The sequence below is a fragment of the Demequina globuliformis genome (assembly GCF_000975155.1).
In the GTDB taxonomy this organism is placed as follows: Bacteria; Actinomycetota; Actinomycetes; order Actinomycetales; family Demequinaceae; genus Demequina; species Demequina globuliformis.
Window position 1 is genome coordinate 1,127,067 of record NZ_BBRG01000001.1, and the last position, 26,118, is coordinate 1,153,184.

General features: G+C 64.7%; 24 protein-coding genes and 2 tRNA genes. 16 read left to right on the plus strand and 10 right to left on the minus strand.

What is annotated here, in order from left to right:
* Positions 1 to 482: 482 nt before the first annotated feature.
* The 6 genes from rsmG to rpmH form a co-directional block, all read right to left on the minus strand.
* Positions 483 to 1,148, minus strand: coding sequence for a 16S rRNA (guanine(527)-N(7))-methyltransferase RsmG (gene rsmG, locus AOP75_RS05180; protein ID WP_062078427.1), 666 nt, complete (start codon positions 1,146 to 1,148; stop codon positions 483 to 485).
* A gap of 74 nt (positions 1,149 to 1,222) precedes the next feature.
* Positions 1,223 to 1,711, minus strand: coding sequence for a Jag family protein (locus tag AOP75_RS05185; RefSeq protein ID WP_062077236.1), 489 nt, complete (start codon positions 1,709 to 1,711; stop codon positions 1,223 to 1,225).
* Positions 1,704 to 2,753 (minus strand): membrane protein insertase YidC, encoded by a 1,050-nt coding sequence (gene yidC / locus AOP75_RS05190; RefSeq protein WP_083966719.1) that lies wholly within the window; start codon positions 2,751 to 2,753, stop codon positions 1,704 to 1,706. Before yidC ends, AOP75_RS05185 begins: the two co-directional genes overlap by 8 nt.
* A gap of 15 nt (positions 2,754 to 2,768) precedes the next feature.
* Positions 2,769 to 3,089 (minus strand): membrane protein insertion efficiency factor YidD, encoded by a 321-nt coding sequence (gene yidD, locus AOP75_RS05195; RefSeq protein ID WP_062077237.1) that lies wholly within the window; start codon positions 3,087 to 3,089, stop codon positions 2,769 to 2,771.
* Positions 3,086 to 3,496: a ribonuclease P protein component gene (gene rnpA, locus AOP75_RS05200; RefSeq protein ID WP_439645184.1), complete on the minus strand. Its 411-nt coding sequence runs from the start codon at positions 3,494 to 3,496 to the stop codon at positions 3,086 to 3,088. Before rnpA ends, yidD begins: the two co-directional genes overlap by 4 nt.
* Positions 3,435 to 3,572 carry a 50S ribosomal protein L34 gene (rpmH, locus tag AOP75_RS05205; protein WP_061961283.1) on the minus strand — a complete coding sequence of 46 codons (138 nt, stop codon included), beginning with the start codon at positions 3,570 to 3,572 and terminating at the stop codon, positions 3,435 to 3,437. Before rpmH ends, rnpA begins: the two co-directional genes overlap by 62 nt.
* A 238-nt stretch (positions 3,573 to 3,810) precedes the next feature.
* On the opposite strand from rpmH, the gene dnaA reads away from it, so the two are divergent.
* From dnaA to AOP75_RS05245, 8 genes are all read left to right on the plus strand, one after another.
* Positions 3,811 to 5,217: a chromosomal replication initiator protein DnaA gene (gene dnaA, locus AOP75_RS05210; protein ID WP_062077239.1), complete on the plus strand. Its 1,407-nt coding sequence runs from the start codon at positions 3,811 to 3,813 to the stop codon at positions 5,215 to 5,217.
* A 394-nt stretch (positions 5,218 to 5,611) separates the two neighbouring features.
* Positions 5,612 to 6,739: a DNA polymerase III subunit beta gene (gene dnaN, locus AOP75_RS05215; protein ID WP_062077240.1), complete on the plus strand. Its 1,128-nt coding sequence runs from the start codon at positions 5,612 to 5,614 to the stop codon at positions 6,737 to 6,739.
* Between the two features lie 3 nt (positions 6,740 to 6,742).
* Positions 6,743 to 7,873 (plus strand): DNA replication/repair protein RecF, encoded by a 1,131-nt coding sequence (recF, locus tag AOP75_RS05220; RefSeq protein ID WP_062077241.1) that lies wholly within the window; start codon positions 6,743 to 6,745, stop codon positions 7,871 to 7,873.
* Positions 7,866 to 8,465: a DciA family protein gene (locus tag AOP75_RS05225; protein ID WP_062077242.1), complete on the plus strand. Its 600-nt coding sequence runs from the start codon at positions 7,866 to 7,868 to the stop codon at positions 8,463 to 8,465. The genes recF and AOP75_RS05225 overlap by 8 nt, the downstream gene beginning before the upstream one ends.
* Positions 8,462 to 9,274, plus strand: coding sequence for a phosphotransferase (locus tag AOP75_RS05230; protein ID WP_062077243.1), 813 nt, complete (start codon positions 8,462 to 8,464; stop codon positions 9,272 to 9,274). Before AOP75_RS05225 ends, AOP75_RS05230 begins: the two co-directional genes overlap by 4 nt.
* Positions 9,275 to 9,397: 123 nt before the next feature.
* Entirely contained in the window at positions 9,398 to 11,410 is a 2,013-nt protein-coding gene (gene gyrB / locus AOP75_RS05235) for a DNA topoisomerase (ATP-hydrolyzing) subunit B (RefSeq protein ID WP_062077244.1), read from the plus strand.
* Between the two features lie 46 nt (positions 11,411 to 11,456).
* Positions 11,457 to 14,075, plus strand: coding sequence for a DNA gyrase subunit A (gene gyrA, locus AOP75_RS05240; RefSeq protein ID WP_083966838.1), 2,619 nt, complete (start codon positions 11,457 to 11,459; stop codon positions 14,073 to 14,075).
* Between the two features lie 118 nt (positions 14,076 to 14,193).
* Positions 14,194 to 14,913: a tyrosine-protein phosphatase gene (locus tag AOP75_RS05245; protein ID WP_062077246.1), complete on the plus strand. Its 720-nt coding sequence runs from the start codon at positions 14,194 to 14,196 to the stop codon at positions 14,911 to 14,913.
* Positions 14,914 to 14,944: 31 nt separating this feature from the next.
* On the opposite strand, the gene AOP75_RS05250 is transcribed toward AOP75_RS05245, so the two are convergent.
* Complete coding sequence (locus AOP75_RS05250; RefSeq protein ID WP_062077247.1) at positions 14,945 to 16,354, minus strand: MFS transporter; 1,410 nt, start codon at positions 16,352 to 16,354, stop codon at positions 14,945 to 14,947.
* Positions 16,355 to 16,461: 107 nt separating this feature from the next.
* Between AOP75_RS05250 and AOP75_RS05255 the strand changes: the two genes are divergently transcribed.
* From AOP75_RS05255 to AOP75_RS05270, 4 genes are read left to right on the plus strand one after another with little or no spacing between them, the layout of a single operon-like run.
* Positions 16,462 to 17,433 carry an alpha/beta hydrolase gene (locus AOP75_RS05255; RefSeq protein WP_062077248.1) on the plus strand — a complete coding sequence of 324 codons (972 nt, stop codon included), beginning with the start codon at positions 16,462 to 16,464 and terminating at the stop codon, positions 17,431 to 17,433.
* Positions 17,430 to 18,194 (plus strand): glycerophosphodiester phosphodiesterase family protein, encoded by a 765-nt coding sequence (locus AOP75_RS05260; protein WP_062077249.1) that lies wholly within the window; start codon positions 17,430 to 17,432, stop codon positions 18,192 to 18,194. The genes AOP75_RS05255 and AOP75_RS05260 overlap by 4 nt, the downstream gene beginning before the upstream one ends.
* 53 nt (positions 18,195 to 18,247) lie before the next feature.
* Positions 18,248 to 18,706 carry a Fur family transcriptional regulator gene (locus AOP75_RS05265; RefSeq protein WP_062077250.1) on the plus strand — a complete coding sequence of 153 codons (459 nt, stop codon included), beginning with the start codon at positions 18,248 to 18,250 and terminating at the stop codon, positions 18,704 to 18,706.
* Between the two features lie 19 nt (positions 18,707 to 18,725).
* Positions 18,726 to 20,243 (plus strand): catalase, encoded by a 1,518-nt coding sequence (locus AOP75_RS05270; RefSeq protein WP_062077251.1) that lies wholly within the window; start codon positions 18,726 to 18,728, stop codon positions 20,241 to 20,243.
* Positions 20,244 to 20,357: 114 nt separating this feature from the next.
* On the opposite strand, the gene AOP75_RS05275 is transcribed toward AOP75_RS05270, so the two are convergent.
* Complete coding sequence (locus AOP75_RS05275; protein ID WP_152649957.1) at positions 20,358 to 20,768, minus strand: hypothetical protein; 411 nt, start codon at positions 20,766 to 20,768, stop codon at positions 20,358 to 20,360.
* A gap of 70 nt (positions 20,769 to 20,838) precedes the next feature.
* Positions 20,839 to 23,190 (minus strand): phosphatidylglycerol lysyltransferase domain-containing protein, encoded by a 2,352-nt coding sequence (locus tag AOP75_RS05280; protein WP_083966721.1) that lies wholly within the window; start codon positions 23,188 to 23,190, stop codon positions 20,839 to 20,841.
* Positions 23,191 to 23,311: 121 nt separating this feature from the next.
* Here AOP75_RS05280 and AOP75_RS12860 point away from each other — a divergent pair, with 121 nt between their 5' ends.
* The 3 genes from AOP75_RS12860 to AOP75_RS05295 all read left to right on the plus strand — a co-directional run bounded on the left by AOP75_RS12860 (position 23,312) and on the right by AOP75_RS05295 (position 24,606).
* Positions 23,312 to 24,229, plus strand: a complete 918-nt coding sequence (locus AOP75_RS12860; protein ID WP_083966722.1) for a DUF3566 domain-containing protein — start codon at positions 23,312 to 23,314, stop codon at positions 24,227 to 24,229.
* 89 nt (positions 24,230 to 24,318) lie between these two features.
* Positions 24,319 to 24,392 (plus strand) — tRNA-Ile (locus AOP75_RS05290).
* A 141-nt stretch (positions 24,393 to 24,533) separates the two neighbouring features.
* A tRNA-Ala gene (locus AOP75_RS05295) sits at positions 24,534 to 24,606 on the plus strand.
* Positions 24,607 to 24,671: 65 nt separating this feature from the next.
* Here AOP75_RS05295 and AOP75_RS05300 read toward each other — a convergent pair.
* The gene (locus tag AOP75_RS05300) at positions 24,672 to 25,409 is read right to left on the minus strand and encodes a hypothetical protein (RefSeq protein WP_062077254.1); all 738 of its coding nucleotides are present in this window, start codon (positions 25,407 to 25,409) and stop codon (positions 24,672 to 24,674) included.
* Between the two features lie 107 nt (positions 25,410 to 25,516).
* Between AOP75_RS05300 and AOP75_RS05305 the strand changes: the two genes are divergently transcribed.
* Positions 25,517 to 26,110 carry a thymidine kinase gene (locus AOP75_RS05305; protein ID WP_062077255.1) on the plus strand — a complete coding sequence of 198 codons (594 nt, stop codon included), beginning with the start codon at positions 25,517 to 25,519 and terminating at the stop codon, positions 26,108 to 26,110.
* Positions 26,111 to 26,118 lie beyond the last annotated feature (8 nt).

Here is a 26,118-nt window from a genome sequence, read left to right on the forward strand (position 1 = left end):
CCCGCGCAAGGTGCGTGTGGCTGCCTCTGGAGCCACGGACGATCTTGCGCGGAGCACATGTGCTCTGGGCAGAGTTGTACGGGCACTCCGCCCCGTCGCCGCGGGACCCAGGCCACTGACGCATGGTGTGTCCAGGGCAGCTCGGTGCAACCCACGACCAACGCGCGAGCTCTCACGACGGGAGTACAGACCGGTTCACGACGACAATGCGGCGCGACTCACGATGGCATCGGGACCCTTGACGACGGCAGTGCCCCGCATGAACCACCAGCGCATGTGCTCACGCGAATCGGTCCCCGGGAGCCACCGCGAGGCGGCAAGGTTTCACGTGAAACGGTTCCAGACGAGGCGGACGAGGAGCGGTGTTCACTCATCCACACTGACGCCCAACTGGGGATAAGTGGGTGAGATATCCACACTTTCCCGCACAAATGCCCTGTGGACAAAGCGGTGGAAAACTCTGGTCCGCTCCCGACCGGAAACTATGATCGCGAGAGCGTCACGACAGTGGTCGGCTCGAGCCCAGCAAGTGTCGGCGCTTCGTGGACCGCTCCCGTCAGCCCAGCGCGCCGCAACACATACTTGCCCCGGTCCAACTCGTCGGGCGCAGAGCGACCCTTCAAGAGGGCCATGCTTCCCGTGGGGCTCAGCAGAGGAAGACACCACTTCACTAGCTTGTCGATCGATGCCACAGCGCGCGCGGTGATGACGTCGGCTTCGACGCTCTCGCGCACCTCTTCTGCACGACCGCGCAACACAGTGACGTTGTCGATCCCACACTGCTCCGCTGCATGGAACAACCAGGTGGTCCGGCGTTCCATGGGCTCTACGAGTACCACGGGTCGATCGGGGAGCATCGCTGCGATCACGAGGCCCGGAAGCCCTGCTCCAGAACCAATATCAACGATGGTGCCCTTGCCCAAGAATGGCACCACCGCGGCCGAGTTGAGGATGTGGCGCTCCCACACGCGAGTCAACTCCCGCGGTCCAATGAGTCCGCGAAGCACACCCTGGTCGGCAAGAAGTTCCGCGAATGCCCGCACCCGAGCATAGGAGTCGCCGAAGTACTCCTCGATGCTCGGATCAGCATTCAAAGGATCGTTCGCGAGCGTCCGCAGTTCCGGCGGAACCTCGGTCTCATCACTCATGTCCACACCCACTCTCGCCCGGGCGTTTCACGTGAAACAGTGACGAATCGCATCGCGTTTCACGTGAAACGTCGTCAACTCTGCGCAGGCAACACCACAACGTGACGCTGCGGATCTTCGCCCTCAGACTCGGAGGATAGGCCCGCCTCGAGAACGACATCGTGCACGACCTTGCGCTCGAATGCGTTCATGGGTGGGAGTGCCACCTTCTGACCGGATTCCTTCGCCTCGGCGATCGCCTCACGCGCCTGCTCGGCAAGCCGTTCCCGGCGCCCAGCACGGAAGTCCGCAACGTCAAGCATCAAGCGGCTGAGTTGTCCGGTGTCGGACTGAACTGCCAACCGGGCAAGATCCTGCAGTGCGTCGAGGACCTCACCATCCGGTCCCACCAGACGCTTGAGATCTTGGTTGGGTCCTTCAGAGACCACCGCGACCTTGGCACGCCCTGCCTCCACCGAGATATCGATGTCGCCATCCATATCCAAGATGTCGAGGAGTTCCTCGAGGAAGTCGGCAGCGATGTCGCCCTCAGCTTCGAGGCCGGCCTTGTCCTGTTCAGTCATCGGAGTCCTTCTTGTTGTCGCTCTCAGGAGAGCTGGTGTCTTGAGGATTCGCGGGGCGCTTCTGAGGTGCATTGCCGCCACCCTTCTTGCGCTGCGATCGCGAGCCGGAACGCTTGGGTTGCTGTCGCTGACGGGGCTGCTCAGGTGCTTCGAGGACCGTCACGTCCTCACTGCTGCCCTCGATCGTGAGGCCCTTGCGCTTGGCTTTCTCAGCCTTCTTTGCCTTGAGAGCCTTCTCCGCCTCTGATCCCGGGGTCGGATTACGTTTGATGACGTAGTACTGCTGGCCCATGGTCCACACGTTGGTGGTGGTCCAGTAGATCAACACACCCACGGGGAAGTTCGGGCCGGTGATCACGAAGATGAAGGGCAGCGCGTACATGAGTACCTTCTGCTGCTGAGCCATGGGGCCCTCGAGCGCAGATGCCGGCATGTTCTTGCGAGTGATCTGGTGCTGCGTGGTGAAGGTCGTCGCGACCATCATGATGATCAGCACGATTGAAACGATGATGGCCGCGGGTTCGCCTTGACCCCAGGTACCCACCAAACTGTCCGACAGCTTCGCGCCAAAGATAGTGGCGTCGTGGGCCTCGACTGCGAGTTCCTCCGTCAGCATGCCGATGGGCTTGGCCTCATCAACACCCTCGATGCGGTAGTTCAGCACCCGGAACAGGGCGAAGAAGATCGGCGCCTGAATCAGGATGGGCAGACACGACGACAGCGGATTGGTCTTGTGCTTGGCATACAACGCCATCGTTTCCCGCTGCATCGCCTCCTTGGAGGCTTGATCCTTCTTACCGCGGTACTTCGCCTGGATCTGCTTCATCTCCGGCGCAAGGAGCTGCATCGCACGCTGCGACTTGATCTGCTTGACGAAAAGCGGGATCAACAGGATGCGGATCGTGACCACGAGGCCCACGATCGACAGCGCCCATGCCGTGCCTGAGTCGGAAGGTAGACCCACAGCCGTGAGGAGCCAGTGCCACGCCACCATGATGTTGGCAACGCACCACTCCAGGGGGTACATGATGGTATCGAGCATGCGGAAGTGACGTCCTTACGGTGTCGATAGTGAGACCGGAGTCTCGTGGGAAGTCTCATTGCGCCGTGCAAAGAGTGGGCCGCCCTTAGCCGGCACATCATCAACGCCCCCGTAGCTCCACGGGTTGCAGCGCAGAATCCGCCACGCCGCCAACACTGGTCCAATGACGGCGCCATGCACACGCACCGCCTCCAGACCGTAGTGCGAGCACGACGGGTAGTACTTGCATCGCTGGCCCAGCAACGGCGAGATCGCAACCTGGTAGGCGCGGATCATCGCCACGAGCACCAGCGACGGCAGATGCCGCACCGCGTCCCACAGCTGGCGCCCGGTCATACCAAGGCAGCCTTGCGTTGACACGTGCGGACCGCATCAGCCACATCATTGGATAATGCCTGGTAATCGGCCGATGCGCTGGCTGGCAGGGCTCGGATCACCACAGCAGATCCGCTGGGCAGGCTGGGGAGGAGGTCGGCCATGATCGCTCGCAAACGTCTCTTGACGCGGTTGCGAATCACGGCACCTCCTACGGCTCTGGATACAGCGAAACCGGCGATGCTGTCAGCATTGCCGGTTTGCTTGAGGTAGACGACGATGGTGGACCGGCCACTCTTGGTGCCCTCGCGCATAGCGAACCTGAAGTCCGCGCCCGAGGTCATCCGAGAGGAAGCCGGAAGCACCTTACGCCGACAGCTTCGCGCGGCCCTTGCGGCGACGCGTCGCGAGAATCGAGCGGCCGGCACGCGTGCGCATGCGCAGGCGGAAGCCGTGCGTCTTGGCACGCTTGCGGTTGTTCGGCTGGTAAGTCCGCTTGCTCACGGGTCACTCCATGCGTTGAAATTTCGGTGGTCAAATCAGCGCACTAACGTTACGCGCACGCAGGACGATGGTCAAATCCAGGCGGGCACATTGGTCGCAGACTATGAACAAGATAGGCTCCACCACACGGCGGCACACCTTCGGGAGCGACACGCCGCGCGAGGGTAACGAATGCGTGACACAGTATCAACCGGCTGTGCACAACCGTGTGGATATCCACACCTGTGAAGGAGGGTCAATGGCCGGGGACAACGACATGGAGTCGATCGAGACCATTTGGTCGCGCACAACGCAACGGCTCCTGTCGGATCAGGATCTGAGCGCACAGAATCAGTCCTTCATCCGCTTGATCAAGCCCCTCGCGATCGTCGAGGACAACGTGTTCCTCGCCGTGGCGGAAGATTTCACGAAGAACTATGTCGAGACCACCCTGCGACAGCCCATCACGGCAGCACTGTCGGAAGCGCTCGGGCGTGACGTGCGCATCGGCGTCACTGTTGACTCGTCAGTGACACCTCCCCCGAGTTCGGCCCCAGAGCCCGACGACTACGAAGAGTCCGCGCCAAAGCGTCCCACCTCCCAGCCCGCGCCACCCAAGCCGGCCGTGGTCGAAGATCCCCACCTGAACCCGCGCTACACCTTCGACACGTTCGTGATCGGTGCCTCCAACCGGTTTGCCCACGCAGCCGCCCTCGCGGTCGCGGAGTCCCCTGGTAAGACCTATAACCCGCTGTTTATCTACGGAGACTCGGGACTGGGGAAGACTCACCTGCTGCACGCCATCGGCCACTACACGCGACACCTCAAGCCGCAAACACGAGTCAAGTACGTCAACTCAGAAGAGTTCACGAACGACTTCATCAACTCGATCCGCGACGACCGGTCGCTGAGCTTCAAGCGTCAGTACCGCGAGGTCGACGTGCTCCTCATCGACGACATCCAGTTCCTGCAGGGCAAGGAACAGACGCTCGAGGAGTTCTTCCACACTTTCAATGCGCTTCACAACGCTGGCAAACACGTGGTCATCACCTCAGACGTGAGCCCGCGCAACCTAGACGGCATCGAGGAACGCATGCGCACCCGGTTCGAGTGGGGCCTCATGACGGACGTGCAGCCACCTGACCTCGAGACCCGCATTGCGATTTTGCGCAAGAAGGCCGCGGCCGATGATGTGCAGGCACCCTCGGACGTTCTCGAATACATCGGCTCCAACATCACGAGCAACATTCGCGAGCTGGAGGGCGCTCTGATTCGCGTGACGGCGTTTGCAGCGCTCAACAAGCAACCGGTGGATCTGCCGCTCGCTCAGATCGTGCTCAAGGACCTCATCTCCGACGACGACTCTGAGATCACCGCGTCGTCGATCATCGGGACCACGGCCGACTACTTCGGTATCTCGATGGAAGAACTGACGGGCACGAGCAGGTCACGCGTGTACGTGACGGCTCGCCAGATCGCGATGTACCTGTGCCGTCAGCTCACGGACCTGTCCCTGCCCAAGATCGGCGAGCACTTTGGCGGCAAGGACCACACCACGGTCATGTACGCCGTGAAAAAAGTCGAGGACCAGATCGCACAGCGTCGTCAGATGTACAACCAGGTCAACGAGATCCACGCTCGCATCAAGCAGCAGCGTCGAGGCTGATTTCCCCCATCCCAATCTCCTCGGGACCAGTGCGTACTTCACACATGTGGAAAAAGTTGTGGACAGTCGTGGATACAGACACAACCGGCGCTGGATGGAACTGTGTAGAACTACACGTTTCTTGTGACTCGCGATCGCCCATCCACGACGGACATGGCGTCATTCGTGGATTCGTCCACGACCAGATCACAGGATGAAAATCACAAATATCAGGAGTGATGCACGTCATCCCCAGTTTCCACCGGCCCTATGACAACTACTCACTCTTGTTATTTCCCCATCCACATCACGGACCTTCATGTGCCGAGCGCCCCGGACCGACATCCCGTGCCATCCCACTTGTCACAGGCCTGTGGTGGCGTAGTCTGTGCGACAGAATCTGAGGAGCCACAGAATGAAATTCACCGTCGACCGCGACGTCCTCGCGGATGCCGTTGCCTGGACGTCCCGCGCCGTTCCCGCTCGACCGCCCGTCCCCGTGCTCGCTGGTGTACGCATCGCGGCTGACGATGAAGGCACGGTGCGAGTCTCGAGCTTCGACTACGAGGTCTCTGCTCGCGGCGAGTTTCCCGCTGATGTTGACCAGGCTGGCGAAGTGCTCGTCTCCGGTCGCCTCCTCAAGGAGATTGCCAACGCCCTCCCGCACAAGCCGGTCGAGTTTGCGCTTGATGGGACCAAGGTGTCCGTCACCTGCGGTGCCTCGCGCTTCACCCTCGCGACCATGCCCGTGGACCAGTACCCGGACCTGCCGCAGCTTCCCGCACAGTCGGGCACACTCGATGGCGCCACCCTGCAGCAGGCCGTGAGCCAGGTCACGTCTGCCGCCTCCCGCGATGAAACTCTTCCGATCCTCACCGGCGTTCGCATGGAGATCGAGGGTTCGAACATCTCCATGCTCGCAACCGACCGCTACCGCCTCGCTTTGCGCGAGTTCACGTGGAAGCCGTCGGCCCCGGACGTGTCCGCGGTGGCGCTGGTGCGTGCGAAGACCCTCAACGAGACGTCGAAGGCACTTGGCGCCGGTGACGTGACCGTCGCACTCAGCTCTGGCCAGGGCGTCGACCTCATTGGCTTTGAAGCAGGCGGCTTGGTCACCACCTCGCTCCTCATGGACGGCGATTACCCGCAAGTGCGCCGACTCTTCCCCGACGAGAGCCCCATCACGGCCGTCGTGAAGACGACCGAACTCATTGAGGCAACGCGCCGCGTGGCGCTCGTGACCGAGCGCAATTCGGCGGTCCGTTTGGCCTTCTCCGAGGGCGAAGTAACGTTGGATGCCGGTCAGACGGACGATGCCCAGGCGTCCGAGGCGCTCGAGTGCACCTTGGATGGCGACGCCATCACGGTGGCCTTCAACCCCCAGTACCTGCTGGACGGTTTGGGCGCTCTCGGCTCCGAGTACGTGCGCCTGGGCTTTACTCAGGACACGAAGCCCGTTGAGTTTGTGGGACTGTCCGAGCCTGGCGGCGAACTGGCCACCGAGTTCCGCTACCTCCTGGTTCCCATCCGTATTCAGTCCTAGGCGATGCGCGTCACCCACCTCAGCCTCGTCGACTTCCGCTCCTACGAGGCAGTCGACATCGAGTTCGGGCCGCGGGTGACCACGCTGGTGGGGCGCAATGGGCAGGGCAAGACCAACGTGGTCGAGGCGGTGCGGTACCTGTCGCATTTGTCCTCGCACCGCGTGGCCACCGATGGCCCACTCATCCGTTTTGGCGCGGAGCGCGCGGTCGTGAGGGGGCGGGTGGAAAAGTCGGGGCGATCGTTGGCTCTTGAAGTCACCATGACCCCTGGTAAAGCGAATACTGCGCGCATCGGCCGCTCGCCGGCCAAGCCCAAAGACCTGCTGGGAACGCTGCGCACCGTCGTGTTTGCTCCAGAAGACCTTGCCTTGGTCAAGGGTGACCCGGGCGGCCGCCGCACGTTTGTCGATGAGCTGATTGTGTCGCTCCACCCACGCATGGCCGGCGACCTGAGCGACTACGACCGAGTCTTGCGGCAGCGGTCGTCGATGCTGAAGACCGCCAAAAATGCGCGTGGTGACCTCACCATGCTCGACATCTGGGACGAAAAGCTCGCCGACCTTGGCGGCCGCATCATCGCCGCGCGGCTGGACGCAATCGAGCGTTTGGCTCCGTATGTCACCGAGGCCTACGCGGCTGTCGCGCCCGAGGGCGGCGAGTGCATTCTCACCTACGCGAGCGCGCACGGCGTCGCGGATGCTGGAGGCACTGCAGCCGAGATCGGCGGACGTCTACTCGCCACGCTGCAAGAACTCCGCCCCAAAGAGATTGATCGTGGTGTGTGCCTCGCTGGCCCTCACCGCGACGACCTCACCATCACGCTCGGTGATTTGCCGGCGAAGGGCTACGCCAGCCACGGTGAGTCCTGGTCGTGCGCGCTTGCGTTGCGCCTGGGCTCTTACTCACTGCTCACCGATGATGACGGGCCGGATGCGGGAGACGATGGCGAGCCGGTGCTGATTCTCGATGACGTCTTCGCGGAACTCGACTCCGGTCGCCGCACGGCACTCGCGCACTCGCTCGCCAGCGCCAGCCAAGTACTCATCACCGCGGCGGTCGCCGAGGACGTGCCTGAGGAACTTCAGGGAGAAGTGCTCACCGTCACCAAGGGTGAGGTGAGTGCACATGACTGACCTGCCTGGCGCATCGGCCCCCTCACCGTCTTCCCCAGCAGAGACGGACGACGAACAAGGGGCCGATGCCCCGGTGGAGCGGGCAGGCGACCGCGAAGCTGGCATCGACCTGGCTCGTCAGGCGATGGCCCGGGCGCGGGCGTCCGCGAAAGAACGGGGTGCTTACCGCACTGCCCCGCGCGCAGCGCGGCGCCAGCGCGATGACAAGCGCCGTGAATCGCAACCCTTCACCGCTGGGCGTGACCCGCTCGCGATGTCGTCAGCGGTGGATGCGTTCCTGCGGCGCATGGGCTGGACCGAGCACATCGAGGTGTCCTCCGTCACGGGTCGCTGGCGCGAGGTCGTGGGCGACCAGATCGCGGACAAATGCGAGCCGCTCAGTTTCGAGGACGGCGCGCTCACCGTCCGTGCGTCATCTACTGCGTGGGCCACCCAGCTCCAGATCATGAATGGGCAGATCCGCCACCGCATCAACGAGGAATTTGGCCGCGAGATTGTGCGCGAACTCAAGATACTGGGGCCCACCTCGCGGTCGTGGACCAAGGGACCCAGGACCGTTAAAGGCCGCGGACCCCGAGACACCTACGGATGAACCACACCTGGGTGGAGGGGTCGATCCTCGCGCGCGGTGCCACAGCCACCGTGTATCGCGGCGCGCCCGGCCAGGTGATTAAGAAACTCAATCCGGGTGTGCCGGCCGTACTGATCGAGTGGGAAGCGGCGGCGGCTTCTGCCGCACATGAAGCAGGAGTTCCCACCCCCGCACTCATCGACCACGACGCCGCTTCGCTGACCTTCGAATGGGTGCCGGGAGTTTGGCTTGAGGACGCCATCGGAGAAGCCCCGGGTGACCCTGCTCAATGGGTGGGGTCCGTGCTTGCGGAGGCGCACATGCATATTCGGGAGGCGGTCGCTCCGACATCCCTGAAGGAGGTCCACAGCCTCCTCAGCATTCTCATCGATCACGGCCCGCTGGAACCAGAACCGAAGGCGCGTGCATTCGCCGCGCTCGCTGCGCTCCCACGCGGACAGCAGCTGTGTCACGGGGACCTGCATCCACGCAACATCTTGTGGAACGCGGCGGCTCCCGTGGTGCCATGGCGCGTGATCGACTGGAGTGACGGAGCCCGGGGACCGGCCGCCGCTGACATTGCTCGCACGCGTGTGCTTCTCGAGGGTGTGCATTTCTACGTCGCGCCCGAACGGCGAGAAGACGACCGCGCGTTCTTCGACTCGGTCACCGAGGCGTACCTTGCTGCCACGCACGCACACGCGCCCACGGCACTGGCAGAGTCAGACTCGTGGCTCGGGGTGGTGCGAGCAGCCCGGCTCACAGACTCCCCTCCCGAAGGCGAGGAACGAGCTCTCCGGGCCCGCCTCTCAGAAATCGGTTGGATGTAACGGAGACGACTGGTCCACAACACCCCATGAATCGCCCGGGACTGGCCCTGTAACGCGCTAGAATGAACTGGATTACACCGCGTCCCGTCTGAGGCCGCGTCAGTCCCGTGAAAGGCGAAATCTGTGGCCCAGAACGACGCGCCCGAGGCGCAGCCTGCGTACGGTGCCGAGAACATCACCGTGTTGGAAGGCCTCGAGGCCGTCCGCAAGCGCCCCGGTATGTACATCGGTTCTACCGGTGAACGAGGCCTGCACCACCTCGTGTACGAGGTAGTCGACAACTCCGTAGATGAGGCACTTGCGGGTTACTGCGACACCATCACCGTGACGTTGCTGGAAGACGGCGGCGTCCGGGTACAGGACAACGGCCGTGGTATCCCCGTGGATCTCCACCCCACGGAGGGCAAGCCCACCGTGGAGGTCGTCATGACGATCCTCCACGCAGGTGGCAAGTTCGGCGGCGGCGGTTACGCGGTGTCAGGCGGTCTTCACGGCGTGGGTATCTCCGTCGTCAACGCGCTGTCCAAGCGCGTGGAAACCCAAGTGAGCCGACAGGGTCACGTGTGGCGCCAGACCTTCGCGGACGGTGGCAAGCCGCAGGGCACGTTGGAAAAGGGCGAAGAGACGGACGTCACCGGAACGCAGCAGACGTTCTGGGCTGACCCCGAGATCTTTGAAACCACCGAGTATGACTTCGAGACGCTGCGCGCGCGCTTCCAGCAGATGGCGTTCCTGAACAAGGGACTGGCCATCACGATCGTGGACCAGCGACCCGAGCACATCTCGGCCTCCGACGACGCAGAAACCGAAGGCGACGACGACGCACCCACGTCGCGGTCCATTACCTACAAGTACGACGGCGGACTCATCGACTACGTCGCACACCTCAACGACGCCAAGAAGGCGGAGCGGGTGCACGACGAGGTAGTGGCGCTCGAAGCTGAGGACACCGAGAAGAAGATCTCGCTTGAACTCGCCATGCAGTGGACGACCTCCTACTCGGAGTCCGTGTTCACCTATGCGAACACCATCTCCACCACTGAGGGCGGAACGCACGAGGAAGGTTTCCGCGCCGCGTTGACCTCATTGGTTAACCGCTACGCGCGTGACAAGAGCCTGCTGAAGGACAAGGACGACAACCTCACAGGGGACGACGTCCGCGAGGGCCTGACCGCAGTGATCTCCGTCAAGTTGGGCGAGCCGCAGTTCGAGGGCCAGACCAAGACCAAGCTGGGCAACACAGAAGCCAAGACCTTTGTCCAGCGCATTGTGGGCGAGCAACTCACCGACTGGTTCGACTCGCACCCCAACGAGGCGAAGGAAATCATCCGCAAGGCGATGCAGGCGTCGCAGGCCAGGATGGCCGCTCGCAAGGCACGCGAGGCCACTCGCCGCAAGGGCTTGCTCGAGTCAGGCGGCATGCCAGGAAAGCTGCGCGACTGCTCGTCGAAGGATCCCAGCATCTCCGAGATTTACCTGGTTGAGGGAGACTCCGCTGGTGGTTCAGCGGTGCGCGGTCGCAACCCCGCCACGCAGGCCATCCTGCCGCTACGCGGCAAGGTGCTGAACGTGGAGCGTGCGCGCCTGGACAAGGCCCTCGCGAACACGGAGATCCAGGCGCTGTTCACCGCCTTCGGTTCCGGAATCGGCGACGAGTTTGAGCTGGAAAAGTCCAGGTATCACAAGATTGTGTTGATGGCCGATGCTGACGTTGACGGTCAGCACATCCGCACGCTCTTGTTGACCGTGCTGTTCCGTTACATGCGTCCGCTGATCGAGGCGGGCTACGTGTACCTCGCACAGCCACCGCTGTACAAGATCAAGTGGTCAAACGCCGAGCACGACTATGTGTTCACGGACCGTGAGCGCGACGCCGTACTGAAGGAAGGACTTGCCTCGGGCAAGAAGATTCCGAAGGACAACGGTATCCAGCGCTACAAAGGTCTGGGTGAGATGGACTACTCGGAGTTGTGGGACACCACGATGAACCCCGAGACCCGCACCCTGCTCCAGATCACGATGGAGGACGCCGCCCTCGCGGACGAGACCTTCTCCATTCTCATGGGCGACGACGTCGAGTCGCGCCGCAGCTTCATCCAGCGCAACGCGAAGGACGTGAGGTTCCTTGACATCTGAGGTCCACAACCACGGCAAGATCGACAAGGTCGATCTCAATGTCGAGATGCAGCAGTCCTACCTCGACTACGCGATGTCGGTCATCGTCGGTCGTGCACTTCCGGATGTGCGCGACGGCATGAAGCCGGTGCACCGCCGCGTCATCTACGCGATGTACGACGGCGGCTACCGTCCTGACCGCGCCTATTCGAAGTGCACCCGCATCATTGGTGAAGTGATGGGTAACTATCACCCGCACGGTGACTCCGCGGTGTACGACACCTTGGTGCGCATGGTGCAGGACTGGTCGCTGCGCTACCCGCTCGCTGACGGTCAGGGCAACTTTGGTTCGCCGGGTAACGACCCCGCAGCCGCACACCGCTACACCGAGTCCCGCATGGCCCCGATCGCCATGGAGATGGTCAGGGACATCGACAAGGAAACGGTCGACTTCCAGGACAACTATGACGGTCGCACGCAGGAGCCCGTGGTGCTCCCCGCGCGCTTCCCGAACCTGCTGGTCAACGGCTCCGCCGGTATTGCCGTCGGTATGGCCACGAATATTCCACCCCACAACCTCCGTGAAGTAGCCGACGGCGTGCAGTGGGCGCTCGACCACCCCGGCGCCTCCCGCGAGGAACTGCTCGAGGAACTCATCACCCGCATCAAGGGACCTGACTTCCCCACGGGCGCCATGATCTTGGGCCGGCGTGGAATCGACGAGGCCTACCGCACCGGCCGCGGGTCCATCACGATGCGCTCGGTGGTCAACGTCGAGGAGATCCAGGGCCGTCAGTGCCTGGTGGTCACGGAGCTTCCGTACCAGGTCAACCCGGACAACCTTGCTCTCAAGATCGCCGAGCTCGTCAAGGAAGGCAAGCTCGCCGGAATCGCTGACATCCGCGATGAGACCTCTGGCCGCACCGGTCAGCGCCTGGTGATTGTGCTCAAGCGCGACGCCGTCGCGAAGGTGGTGCTCAACAACCTCTACAAGCACACGCAGTTGCAGGAGACGTTCGGCGCCAACATGGTGGCCCTCGTCGACGGAGTGCCGCGCACGCTGGCGCTTGATGCGTTTGTTCGTCACTGGATCACTCACCAGATTGAGGTCATCCAGCGCCGCACCGTCTATCGCTTGCGCGAGGCGGAGCGTGAGGCTCACATTCTGCGCGGATACGTCAAGGCGCTGGACGCTCTCGACGAGGTCATCGCGCTCATCCGTCGCTCCCCCACGGTCGAGGAGGCCCGCCAGGGCTTGATCGACCTGTTGGATGTCGACGAGGTGCAGGCCAACGCGATCCTCAACCTCCAGTTGCGTCGCCTCGCGGCGCTGGAGCGCCAGAAGATCGAGGCGGACTACAACAAGTTGATGGAGGAGATCGAAGACCTCAAGGACATCTTGGGTTCGGAGCCGCGCCAGCGCTCGATTATCTCCGAGGAGCTCGCGGAGATCGTCAAGAAGTTCGGCGACGACCGCCGTACGGAGATCTCGCCATTCGACGGTTCCGTAGACGTCGAAGACCTCATTGCTGAAGAAGAGGTCGTGGTCACGATCACCCGTGGCGGCTACGCCAAGCGGACCCGTTCCGACCAGTACCGCGCGCAAAAGCGCGGCGGCAAGGGCGTGCGCGGGGCCACTTTGCGCAGCGATGACATGGTCGAACACTTCTTTGTGACGACCACGCACCACTGGTTGCTGTTCTTCACCAACTTTGGCCGGGTGTACCGCATCAAGGGCTACGAGTTGCCCGAAGGTGGTCGCGATTCGAAGGGCCAGCACGTTGCTAACATGCTGGCGTTCCAGCCTGGCGAGGAGATCGCACAGGTCCTGGATCTCCGCAGTTACGAGGACAAGCCGTATCTGGTGCTCGCGACCAAGCGTGGCCTGGTGAAGAAGACCCGCCTCGAGGACTATGACTCCAACCGTTCGGCCGGCCTGATCGCCATTAACTTGCGCGATGTCGAGGGCGAGGACGGGCAGATGCGGCCTGACGAGTTGGTGGCAGCGCGTCTTGTGGCCCCCGAGGATGACCTGATGTTGGTCAGCCGCAAGGGCCAGTCGGTCCGCTTCCACGCCACGGACGAGGAGATCCGCGCCACCGGTCGCGCCACGTCAGGTGTGAAGGGCATGAAGTTCCGCGACGAGGACGAACTCCTCTCGCTCGATGTCATCCCCGCAGACGTTCCCGAGGGCACGGAGGCCGACGACACGGTGACGGACGCCGACGGCGATGAGGTCGAGGTCTCCGATGGCCCGTTCTCCTTTGTCGTGACGGAGCTGGGCTATGCCAAGCGCACGGCGGCGTCCGCGTGGGACGCGAAGCACCGCGGTGGTCTGGGCGTCAAGGTCGGCAAGTTGACCGATGAGCGCGGCGACCTTGTGGGTGCGCTCCTGGTTGATGAGACCGATGAGGTCCTGGTCATCATGGAGTCCGGCAAGGTGGTCCGCTCGAATGTGTCAGAGGTGCCGTCCAAGGGCCGCAACACCATGGGCGTGATCTTCGCCAAGCCAGCTAAGAACGACAAGATTATTGGCATCGCTCGCAACGTGGAGCGCAAGGTCGAGGAAGAGGTCGAGGCCGAGGAAGCCGCCGAGCAAGGCGAGCAGCAGGCCGCCGCGGCGATCCCTGACGCTGCGGCCACGCCGGAAGCCGACTCTGCGCCCTCGGCACCGCCAACGGATTAGCCTGCTCGCCTGGCCGTACATACACGGCGGGCCTGAGGCTCCTGAACAGCCCTGGCCGTCGGTTCTCAATGAGCCGGCGGCCAGGGCTTTTCGCTGCTCGGTGGCCTAGGCTCGGCTCATGCGTGACCTCGATTGGGACGGCCTGCGCAATGTGCGCGACCTCGGCGGACTTCCTACGCCGCTGTCACGGACCGGCACCACGGTGGTGGGGCGCATTGCGCGTGGTCCCCGCCGCGAACTGATGACGACCGCGGGCTGGTCCGCCGCCGGGCAGTGGGGGCTGCGGTCGATCGTGGACCTGCGCGCGGAAGTAGAGTCGGGGCGGCGCGAGGGGGACCCGGACGCTCACGTCCCCGGCGACGTGAGCATTACCAGGGCGCCTACGGAAGACTGGGATGACCCGCAGTTCCGTGAGGTGTGTCTCCCTGTCTTGGACTCGCCCGAGTACTGGCAGCACAACGTTCGGATCCTCCCTGACCTCGTGCGCGCGACCCTGGAAGCAATAGCGGCGTCAACGCCGGGAGTCTTGGTGCACTGCTCGGCTGGCCGCGACCGCACCGGCATGGTGGCGGCGCTGCTCCTTGCCAACGCTGGGGTGGCGCCGGCAGACATTCTTGCCGACTACGGCGACTCCGTGCGCGCCATGGCTACCGGGGTGGAACACGGCGGACCTACGGCAGACCCTCAGGCTTTGTTCAGTCCCGCACAGGTGGAGCAGTGGCTGGGGGAAGTGGGCGTCCACGTGGTGGAGTTCGCGCAGCGGGCCGATGCTCACATGGCTGAGCTGCACCTTGACCCGGAGGTAAAGCAGAGGCTGCGCGCGTTCCTTACAGAGTGATCGAGCGTGCGAGAGGGAGCAGACGCGCGGTCTAGGTGAGCGGGATCGAGTGCGGCTCCGCGCCACCGGGTGCGCCGCGATCGGCTGGCGTGCGCACCAGGAGCAACAGCACCAGACCCACGGCGACCACGGAGATGACCCCGACCGTGCCCCAGATGGTGGCCCCAAAGATCGAGATGCACAGCGCCCACATGGCGGGAGCGAGGAAGGACGCGGCGCGCCCGGTAGTGGCGTACAGGCCGAACATCTCCGCTTCCCGCCCGGCGGGAGACAGTCGCGCCAGCAGGGACCGGGAGGCGGCCTGCGCCGGACCCACCATGCCACTGAGTAGCAGCCCGCACACCCAGAACACCACGGCGCCTACCTCGTGGAAGGCAACGATCACCAGGCCAGCGACCACAATGGTCGCGAGTGACAAGATGATGACGCGGCGCGGTCCCCAGCGGTCATCGAGCCGGCCAAAGATCACCGTGGACACCCCGGCGATGAGGTTGGCGGCGATGCCGAAGATGATGACTCCCTGATCAGAGAAGCCAAAGGCCTTTGCGGCGATGATGGCGCCAAAGGTGAACACTCCGGCGAGGCCGTCGCGGTAGACCGCGGATGCGAGCAGGAACCACAGGGTTGAGCGTGCGTCTGTCCACAGCCGGCGCAGGTCCCCGATCAAGATGGCGTAGCCGCGCCACAGGCTGACGGGGGGCCGGCGCTCCACGGTGGTCTCCGGCACGTAGCGGAACAGCGGCCATGCGAACGCGAGGGTCCACACGGCGCACCCCACGGCGATGAGCCGGTATGCCATGCCGTTGGAGGTGTCCATGCCGAACCAGTCAAAGGTGTCGAGCAGCACCACGATCACGAGCGCCACGATCCCGCCCATGTACCCCAGTCCCCAGCCCAAGCCGGAGACGCGACCCATGGTGCGCGGGGTCGAGACCTGCACCATCATTGCGTAGTAGTTCACGTTGGCGATTTCCGCGACGATCGATCCCAGGGCGATCAGCCCCGCCCCCAGCCAAAAGGCGTCCGGGGTGGCCTCGACAAAGAACAACCCACCCACGCACGCCACGAGCAGCAGCGTCGTCACTCCCAGCCAGGACTTGCGGCGCCCGGCGGCATCGGCCCGCTGCCCCAGGACCGGAGCGAGAAGTGCCACCAACACGCCAGCTGCCGTGATGCCCCAACCGAGGTTTGCGTCGAGCGAGGAGGATGCGGCCTTGTATTGCTCGGAGTCCTCACCGAGCGCGACGATCGCTGGATCAATGAAGGAGTCGGAGGTCAGGTACAGCGCGGTGAAAACGAACGTGATGATGACGGAGTTGAACGGCTGTGTGGCCCAGTCCCACAGGGCCCAGGCCCACACTTGCTTGCGAGGGACCCGGTCGGCGTCCGGATAGCCGGGCGCATCTGCGACGGAGGGCAGCACGTCATCGTGGGAGCTCATACGTGACAGTGTGCCGGTGTCAGGTGAACCGCGGGTGGCGGGCGCGCTGGTAGATCCGCACGTGGAGTCGCGGACGGCGGATGCGATGCGCCAGTAGGGTCGAAGGCATGAGCACGTTGACGTGGCAAGCCGATGTCTTGGATGGGTATGCGCAGGCCTCGTTGAGGGCACCGGCATCTGCGCCGGAGGGCGGGGGAGACGGGCAGTTGACGCGCACGCTGGTGCGCCGGGTAGAGGCGCCAGCGACCCCGCGCGCCGCTGCTCTGATCGTGCACGGGTACAACGACTACTTCTTCGCGACGCACCTGGCGGACTCCCTCGCCGAGCATGGCTGTGTGGTGTACGCGGTCGACATGCGCAGGGCGGGACGCTCGTTGCTGCCTGGCAACCAGGCGCACCACATCTCCCACATTGACGAGTTGGCTGAGGACATCGCGGACGCGGCGCAGGCGGTCACGGCCGATGCCGCCGAACGCGGGTGGGCAGAGTTGCCGTTGGTCGTGCACGCCCATTCGACGGGGGGATTGGCGGCGGCTATCTGGGCGAATGATCGCCCGGCCGATCCCCTGGCTGGGCTCGTGTTGGATGGTCCCCTCTTTGGGTTGGCGTTGTCTGCGTGGCAGGCGGCGGCGATGAGGGTCACGCCGGCGATTGCTCGCCTGAGGCCAAGGCAAGTCGTGGTTCCCGCCCCCTCCCCCTACACGACGGGCCTCATGGACCGGGGGTGGGCGTTCGACACGGCATGGAAACGTCCTGAGGGGGTGGGCGCCACCGCCGGCTGGTTGGCCGCGACGGCCGCCGCTCGCCGGCGCGTCGCGCAGGGCCTCGACATTCGCGTGCCGGTTCTGGTCGCAAGTGCGGACTCCACGGGACCCGACCGGCTCGACAATCCGCGCCACGCTAGTCAGGACACCGTGGTGGATGTGGAGGCGATTCGCCGGCATTCGGCGACGCTGGGACCCAATGTGCGGCACCTCATTGTGCCGGGGGCCATCCATGACCTGGCCTTGTCTGCGGATGAACCTAGGACCGCGTACCTCGACGCGGTGGGGCACTTCGTGGATACAGTCGTGACATGACCCACTCGTACTTCGACAACGGTGGCAAGCCGGTGGCGCTCGCCCACCGGGGGTTCTCGCTGGATGGCCTGGAGAACTCCATGAAGGCCTTCCAGGCTGCGGTGGATCTGGGTTATCGGTATCTCGAGACGGATGCGCACGGCACGGCCGACGGCGTCGCGGTCGCGCTGCACGATGACACGCTTGACCGCACCACGGACGCGACCGGCCGCGTCGACGAGCGCCAGTGGGCATCCGTGAAGGCCGCACGCATTGGTGGGATTGAGCCGGTCCCCATGCTTGAGGATGTCTTGGCGACCTGGCCGGATGTCAGGGTGAACATCGACGTCAAAGGTGAGTCCGGCATTGGCCCCGTGGCGGCCGCGATCGAACGCACCAAGGCGCATGAGCGCGTGTGTGTGGGGTCGTTCTCGGCGCACCGTAGGCGCGCCACTTTGGCGCTGTTGAGTAAGCCCGTCGCGACGCCGGCATCGCAACGCGAGGCGGTCGCGTGGTGGCTGGGCACCTTTGTGGGTGCAGATGCCAGCAAGACCATCGGTGACGTGGATGCTTTGCAGATCCCGTGGCGACGCGGCAGTTTCCCGATTCTGTTCCCGCGCCAGGTGCGCCAGGCGCAGGCGGCGGGCAAAGAGGTGCACGTATGGACGGTCAACCGCGTGGATCACATGACTCAGTTGCTCGATATGGGCGTGAACGGCCTCGTGTCCGACCGGGCTGATCTGCTCAAGCAGGTATTGCAGGAGCGCGGTCAGTGGTCATAGGACCGACGTCCTAGTTTTGACTAAGTCAAAAGAAGCGGTGTAGGGTGGTGGTCATGCCAGCCACCACGACTCCCGACCCGCGCGGCCTCTTGCGCGAGGCCGGACTGCGCGTCACCGAGCCGCGCGTCGCCGTCGTGACGGCTCTAGCTGACAACCCGCACTCGGGCGCTGACGCCATCTATGCGCAGGTCGCTGCCCACATGCCCACCACTTCGCGCCAGGCAATCTACAACGTCCTGAGCGACATCACCTCCGCCGGAATCGCCCGCCGCATCGAACCCGCGGGCCAGCCAGGCCTATACGAGCTTCGCGTAGGGGACAACCACCACCACATCGTGTGCCAACGGTGCGGTGCCGTCACCGACGTCGATTGCGTCACCGGCCACGCGCCGTGCCTGACGCCGAACACAACCAACGGCTTTGACCTCGTAGAGGCCGAAGTCACCTTTTGGGGAGTGTGCACCGCCTGCAAGGCGGCGACGGTCCCCAATTCCAGCATCGTCCCTGTTTAGAACCACCAAGGAGATCAACGTGGCTGAGAAGTTCACCACCACCAACTCCGGCGCCCCCGTGGCATCGGACCAGCACTCGCAGACGGTTGGTAACGACGGCGTCACTGCGCTGACCGACCACTACCTGGTCGAGAAGCTCGCGCAGTTCAACCGTGAGCGCGTCCCCGAGCGCGTGGTGCACGCCAAGGGTGGCGGCGCCTTCGGAACCTTCACGGTGACCAACCCTGACATCGCGAACTACACCCGCGCCGCACTGTTCCAGCCCGGCGTCGAGACCGAGATGCTCGCTCGCTTCTCCTCCGTCGCCGGCGAGAGCGGCTCCCCCGACACCTGGCGCGACCCGCGCGGCTTCGCGCTCAAGTTCTACACCTCCGAGGGCAACTACGACCTCGTGGGCAACAACACCCCGGTGTTCTTCATCCGCGACGGAATCAAGTTCCCCGACTTCATTCGTTCGCAGAAGCGCCTGCCCGGCTCGCACCTGCGCGACAACGACATGCAGTGGGACTTCTGGACCCTGCAGCCCGAGTCCGCACACCAGGTGACCTGGCTCATGGGTGAGCGTGGCCTGCCGCGTTCGTGGCGCGAGATGCAGGGCTACGGCTCGCACACGTACCAGTGGATCAACGCTTCAGGTGAGCGCTTCTGGGTCAAGTACCACTTCAAGAGCCAGCAGGGCGTCCACGGTCTGTCGATTGACGAGGCGGCACAGCTTGCCGGCTCCGACGGCGACCACCACATTCGCGACCTGTACGACCACATCGAGGAAGGCGACTTCCCGCGCTGGGACCTCAAGGTGCAGATCATGCCCTACGAGGACGCGAAGACGTACCGCTTCAACCCGTTCGACCTCACTAAGGTGTGGCCGCACGGCGACTACCCGCTGATCGACGTGGGCGTCATGGAGCTGAACCGCAACCCCGAGAACTACTTCGCGCAGATCGAGCAGGCCACGTTCGCTCCCTCGAACCTGGTCCCCGGCATTGGCATCTCGCCCGACAAGATGCTGATGGCGCGCGTGTTCTCCTATGCAGACGCGCACCGCTACCGCGTGGGCACCAACCACGCCGACCTGCCCGTCAACTCGCCGCACGCCGCGAGTGAGCACGGCCACTCGTACTCGAAGGACGGCGCCATGCGGTACTCCTTCGCCAAGGCCGACGAGCCGGTCTACGCGCCCAACTCGCGCGGTGGCGCTCACGCCGACGCCGACCGCGCAGGCGACGCCGGCAACTGGTCGAACGACGGTGAAATGGTCCGTGCTGCGGCGACGCTACACGCCGAGGACGACGACTTTGGCCAGGCTGGCACGCTGTACCGCGAGGTGTTCAACGACCAGCAGAAGGCTCACATCCTCGAGCAGATCACGGGCCACGTGGGCGCCGTGAAGTCGGACGACATCCGCGAGCGGGCCATCCAGTACTGGACCAACGTGGACGCCGACCTGGGTGCCAAGCTGCGCGCCAACCTCGAGTCCGAGGGTGCCCCCAACGAGGCCGGCGAGCCCGGCACCGGTTGGGAGCCTACCGACGCGTAAGGCTCGGGCCGCGTGATGGTGGCGGCCCGCGACGTTGATTGCCGAAGGCCGGTCCCTGATGGGGCCGGCCTTCGGTGCGTCTGGACCCCCCGGCCAGCGGGGGCAGTGGCGCGGCTAGGGGACGATGGTGATGGTCGCGCTTTCGCCGTAGCGCACGTCGATGCTGGCATCCCCCGGCGCGGCGTCGGCAGGGATGGTCGTCGTCACGGTCACGGTCGGGCCGTCCGCCTCACTGAAGGAGGCGAGGACCGTCGAGTGATCCCCCTGAACAAAGATGAGGTCGAGGGCTTCAGGCGTGGCGGTCGTGACCGTCTCACCTTGATCGAGGCAGTCGATCGCGACGTTGTCGACAGTGACCTCAAGCGCAGAGCCGGGGCTGTAGGTGTCTGCCGGCGTCGACACCATCATCGCCGCGCACGCGCCCTGCGCCGAAGCGACCGAGTCCTCCCCCGACGGCGCAGCGGAGCTGCTGCAGGCGGAGACCACCACGGCCAACGAAAGTAGCGCGATCACTCTGTAGTGCACGGGCGTGTTCCTGTTCTACGTGGGCTGTTGCTGGGCGACGCGCTGCCATGACGGGCCCGTGCTGGGCAGCCTAGTCTCGCTTGACCGCTGCCTTCACGAGGTCAGCCGCCGTGGCATCGGGGAGGTAGGCACGCCCAATCGACAGTGCGATGGCAGGCAGCTTCGCCTCGTCGCGGTAAAGCAACGACATGGGCGTATGGCGCGGCTTGAACTTCTCCTTGAAGCGTTCGAGGCTCGCAAACCCGTAATACGGCTCCATCTTGTCCGCCAGGGTGTCGAGCAAGCGCTCGATGGAGGAATCCACCTCATCGCCATATGCCAAGGGTGCGCACGACAGCGAAATGAACGTGTAGCCGTCGTCCTTAAATTGCATCGCGGAGGCCGCGATCAGGAACTCCATCACACCCTTCATGGCGTCGTCATCCAACCGCCGCTTCATGATGTCGATGGTCCACCCCGCCACGGCACCGTCGCGATACACCGGCATCCAACTCGTCATGCCATGCACCGTGCCATCCTCGTCAACGGCCACGTGCATGAGGACATTGGGGTCCAGCGCCTCCTCAAGGGTGCCCAAGGTGAACTTCATCTCCGGAAGTGACTTGTCCGCGGTCCACTGGGCTTCGATGGCTTCCAGCTGATCACGCAGTCCGCGAGGCGCCCCAGCAAGGTGGAACGACTTCATCGTGATGCCTTCGCGGTTGGCGCGGTTCACGGCCGACCGCACGTCCTGCCAGGACTTGCCCTTGAACTCCAGCTCCGGCAGGTCGATCACGGTGTCCTGAGCCACCTGGATGCCCTTCCACCCCGATCCCGCCAGCGCCACGGTTAACTCGGGACTCGCGGCGAAGTAGGCGACGCGCCAGCCGCGCGCGCGGCAGAACTCCTCGAAGCCTTCGGCATTCGCCACGACCGCGTCGCGTTCGCCCGCGGGGTCCCCCAGGACGACCGCGGTGCCGAGGCTCACCGTGTAACCCCATGCCGCCAGGTTGTCATCGGACTTCCAGTGATGGATGCCGGGCCAACGCGCCATGTAGCCCACGGAGGTCATGGTGGTGCCTGCCGTCTGCAGGGCAATGAATTGCTCGCGTGCCCGTGCGTCGTCCGCAGGACGCCTGGTCGTGAGGAGCACGCCCGCGACGGAGATCGCGATGATGGCCCACCAAATGACGCTGACGGTGCCCAGCAATACGGTGGCGCCCCTCGTCGCTGGCTGAAGCCCCGCAGGCGAGTCGCCCATCATGCGCACCAGCGACGTCGTGACGGCCTCCTGCAGGGTGGGCTCACTGTCGAAGCTGCCGTCCATAGCCATGATGATCCCGGTGGTGAAAATCAAGGTCACGATGGCCGCGAGGCCCACCCGCAAGAAGATCTTGGAGCGCACGCCTTGCGCGCCCGAGACACGGAAGTGACGCCGGCCCGCGACAAGCAAGACCACGAGGGCCCACTCGACCATGGTCGCGAAGACCAGGCTGGGGGTGAGTCCATCGACGATGATGACAAAGGTCCCCGCGAGAGCGCTGATCAGCGCGACGGGCGTGGTCCACCACCACGCGAACCGGCTTCCGCGGTGCGCCGCATAGGCAAAGAGGAAGCCCAGGATTGCCAGGCCAAGGTCACTGAGCAGCGTCGCGGTGGGGACGTCGGGGTGGCCAAAGGCCAACACGCCGCCCTCGCCGGGCCACACGTGGTTCAGCAGTGTGTGGAGGCCATTCACGGTCAGCAGCAGTGCGACTGTGTCACGCACCTCTTGGGTCCCGTACTCCAGGGACCACTTCTCGAATGCGCGGCCCACCGCCCATGGGCCAACCGCGAGCCCCACAAAGAACGCGGCGGCGTGGGTGAAGTCCCAGATCTCTGCGGCCCACATGATCATCATCACGACGTAAATGGAGCCAAAGAGCCGGACGCGGCGGCGCCACAACACCGGCATGGCGGCTGTCGCGGCTCCTAGCGCTCCGAAGCCGGCGTTCGACAGGCCCACATCGGGCACTTGAGACAGCGCATCCACCCAGTGCAATCCCGCGTCGCGCAGGAGCCAGAACACCCCGGCAACAATGAGGACGGCCGCGATATGAGTGCCGAGCGTGACCACCAGCATCCGTACTGCCCCGTAGTGGCGCTCAAGGTAGCCAGCCCCTGTCACAAAGACCAGGAGGATCAGCGCATACATCCACGGGGTGGGCGCGATCAGCATGCCCGTGAAGATGGTCCACCACCGGCCCTCCTCGAGAGCCTGCTCGCCCCACCCCCACGTGTCGATCAGGCCGGACTCCTCGGCCGACTGCCACAGGGCACCGGTCGCCACTCCCGCAATGAGCACTGCGGCCGCGACGATCAGGGTGACCGGAACGGACCGCGCCCATGTGAGAACGCGGGTAGGCATCGTCGGCGTACTGGTGGCTTCGGGGACACTGGCCATGGCAACAACCTAGCGGGTGGTTCGCTCCCAGCGCAGGACCGGTCTTTAGCCTGAGAGCCGCCTGAAGTACCCTGGGGGCTGGCCCTCGGGGCCATGACGCTTGGAATCACGAGGAGATTGCATGACTGCGGACGACCGCACCGCCCCTGGCACCGGGCAGACCTTCACTCCCCAGGAGGGGTCACCGGCGACGGGCGAGCAGCCCATTCGTCATTCAAGCGTGCCCCCGCAGGTGCAGTCCGCTCCGCCGGTCAGCGGTGCGACGCCGACGCGATCCTCCTTGCGTCCCACGACAGGGCAGCAGCCGGTGTCCGGCCAACAGCCGGTGTCCGGCCAACAGCCCACCACCGGGCAGAACCCAGTGGCTGGCACCACCGGCGCAGCCAGCCCGGCCCAGGCATCGGCCCCCAGCCCCACTACCCAGCAGCGTCCCACCAGCACGCAGCAGACGTCCCCCTGGGCCCCGACGACCTCCGGGCCTGACGCGGTCACAGACGAGCAACCCACCACGACACGCCGTGAAGCCGCTGCTCAGCGCGAGGGCGGCGCCGCGGGCTTCACTGCCTCCGTGACCGCCGGCCTGGGTGCCGGATTCGGCAAGGCCAAGGAGTACGCCGCCAAGGCCAAGGACGACCTCATCTCAGGCGACGACATGTCGCAGCCGCGAGCCAAGGGCGGTGCCCGCCGGGCGCGCGTGCTGGTGTCCCGGATCGACCCGTGGTCCGCGCTCAAGATTGGCTTCTTGCTGTCCGTCGCAATGGGGATCATGACCGTCGTCGCGACCTACGTGGTGTGGACCGTCCTGAACGGCATGGGCCTGTTCGAGCTCACCAACCAGTGGATCGGCCAACTCTTTAGCCCCGAGCAGGAACTGGACCTCCTCCAGTTCTTCGCGTTGAACAAGTGGATGTCAGCGGCGGTGCTCGTATCCGTCGTCAACGTAGTGATCCTGACCGCCATGAGCGCGGTGGTGGCGTTCCTGTACAACATCGTCTCGTCGATCGTCGGCGGCGTCTACGTGACCCTGACGGACGACTAAGACGGCCACCCCGCCAGCGCGCCCGGGGCCAGTTTGGAGCCGGGCGCACGGTTAGGGTATGGTTGGTCGCCGCGGCAGTCGCCGCGAAAGGGCCCATAGCTCAGGCGGTTAGAGCGCTTCGCTGATAACGAAGAGGTCGGAGGTTCAAGTCCTCCTGGGCCCACAGAGGTGGACAGATGAAGACAACAGTCATTCTTGTCGCGGTAGCGGCGGCGGCTGTCGTTGGCTATCGCATCGCGACGCGTGACACGCGGCGTGACATCTGGGATACTGTTCACTCTCGGTTGTGATCGTCAGATCACGCGGGGCCTTAGCTCAATTGGTAGAGCGCCTGCTTTGCAAGCAGGAGGTCGTGGGTTCGATTCCCACAGGCTCCACGACAGACCGCCTTCCTTCGGGAGGGCGGTTTTTTGTTGCCCGCGTGAACGCTGCGGCAGGGCCGCTACTTTTCGTCGCCGATCTCCCACAGCACGGGATCCGAAATGTAGTCCGCCGCGGTGCCGTGGAACGTGCCCCGGTACTCCACTCCCGTAAGCGTGGCGCCGTCATTCACCATGATCACCAGGCACCCCGGGGCCGTCCCCGTCACGTCAAGGACGGCGGTGTCCGCTGGTACGCACTGCTCCGGGGCACCGGTCAGGGTGGGCGCGGACACCTGGCCTCCTTGGTCGGTGACGCCATCAACGGCGGGCAGGTCAGCAATAGCAAATCCGTCAGGAACCCGGTCGCCGACCACGGTCACGTCCACATCCACGTACGCCGGGTGGTACCAGCCGCGCAGGCCATCGAGGTCGGTGTCGGAAAGGTAGGGCGCGAGCTCGTCGAGGGTGCCTTCCGTGGTGTCGAGCAAGGTGAGGCGGACCTTCACCTCTGTCGCCTCGTCGGCGGCGTTTTTGGCGAGTACGGGCAGGATCAGGGGCTGGTCGCCAGGAACCGTGGAGCCCGGCGTGGTGAAGGGGGCATCGGGGAGGGCCGATGCCGCGACGGCAGACGGGGTCGGGCTCGCCTCGGTACCGGGTGACGGGGGCGCCACGGTGGAGGGGCTCGACGGTGCTGCGGAGGATGATGCCGGGCCGTCGGCATTGGAGGTGGTGCAGGCGGCGAGGAGCGCGGTCGTGGCCACCGCGGCAGCGAAGGCGGCGGTGCGGCGCGTTGCGCGCCAACGCGGTGCAGCGGTCATGACACCACTGTGCCACGCGAGGCGCGTCGCCGGTCGGGGTGTTGGCCCGCTACTCTGTCTCGCACGCGCCCCGACAGCACGGGGGCGCTCAGCGCGAGGAGGACCCGGTGGCCAAGCTCTACTTCCGCTACGGAGCAATGAACTCGGGTAAGTCCACCATGCTGCTTCAAGCGGCGTACAACTATGAGGAACGCGGCCAGAGCGCGGTCATTGTGAAGCCTGGTACGGACACCAAGGCCGGCCGGGCGGTGTCCTCGCGCATTGGCCTGGAGCGCGAGGTCGACGCGCTCATTGCTGAGCACGATCGGTTGGAAGATGTGCTTGAGAGCGTGCGCGCCATCGCTGACACCGACGCGATCTTTATTGACGAGGCGCAGTTTCTCACCCCCAGCCAGGTAGACGAGGCCTTCACCATTGCCGTGACCCGGCGAGTGCCGGTCCTCGCGTATGGCCTGCGCAGTGATTTCCGCACGCGTGCCTTCCCAGGCTCAGCCCGGTTGCTGGAACTCGCCCACTCCATCGAAGAGCTGAAGACCATTTGCCGGTGCGGGTCCAAGGCACTGATGAATGCACGCCTGATTGACGGCGAGTTTGTGTCTCACGGGGACCAGGTCGCGATCGACGGCCAGGCCGCTGACTACGAGTCGCTGTGCGGCACGTGTTACATCCAGAAGGTGGGCCCGGTCGTTCATTCCGCCTAAGTTCGGCG